The following is a 920-nucleotide window of genomic DNA, read 5'->3' on the forward strand; positions in this document are numbered from 1 at the left end:
CTAACAATACCAAATGGAACAGATCCTCAGCTTCTGGCTCAAACGCTTCGAATTGTGAAGGAGCTGGAATGTTAGGGGATATCACAGCCGCCGATGAAATCTATATCGTAACAGGCAGAACGGATATGCGGAAATCCATTGACGGGCTGTGTGCTATTGTAGAGGATCAACTCCATATGGATCCAAGGCGAAGTGCCCTGTATCTTTTCTGTGGAAAACGTTGTGACAGGATCAAAGCTTTGCTCTGGGAATCTGACGGATTTGTGCTGCTGTATAAACGTATGGAAGTTCAGGGCAGGTTTCGCTGGCCCAGAAATCAGCTGGAAGTAAAACAATTGACCTGGCAGCAATTCGACTGGCTCATGTCCGGGCTTGAAATCGAACAACCCAAGGCATTCAAACCTACGGAATGATCGCGTAAACGGAGGGGCTTCTCACCCTGTATCATGTCTGAAATCCCTTGTAAATGCTGGGGTTTCTGCTTCTTTTTCATTGCTTTTTATGGTATAATAAGAGCAGTGAAAAAGGAGCAGAAAACATATGGCTGGCAATTCAAAAGATTCAAAAATCCTTGCGTACAAGGACATGATCAACCAACTGAATAAGACGATTTCCACACAGACAGAACTGATCCAGTCTTTACAAAAAACATTGGAAGCAGACCGGCTGGAAAAAGAAAACCTTCGTCAGCAGATTGAATATCTCACGAAGAAACTTTTTGGTACTTCCAGTGAAAAACGGAAAGATATCGATGGCCAGTTGAATCTTTTTGATGAAGCCGGGCAGGAAGCAGATCCGACATGGGAACAGGAACTTCCTGATGACATCACTGTTCCGGAACATAAGAGAAAAGCAAGACGGACACATGCTGATCTCTTTAAAAATGTTCCTTCCTGCGACGAGATCATTTCTCTTCCGGA

The 920-nt window shown here is 44.2% G+C and carries 2 protein-coding genes; both read left to right on the plus strand.

All coding sequences use genetic code 11. From position 1 onward, the window contains the following. Positions 1–413 (plus strand): IS66 family insertion sequence element accessory protein TnpB (gene tnpB / locus DXA55_RS16895; protein WP_207660230.1); only part of this gene is annotated, 413 nt, incomplete at its 5' end. Between the two features lie 127 nt (positions 414–540). After that, positions 541–920, plus strand: a 380-nt coding sequence (locus tag DXA55_RS16900; protein ID WP_199605890.1) for a transposase, incomplete at its 3' end; no start/stop codon positions are given.

It is taken from the genome of Blautia sp. OF03-13 (assembly GCF_003460685.1).
GTDB lineage: Bacteria > Bacillota > Clostridia > Lachnospirales > Lachnospiraceae > Fusicatenibacter > Fusicatenibacter saccharivorans.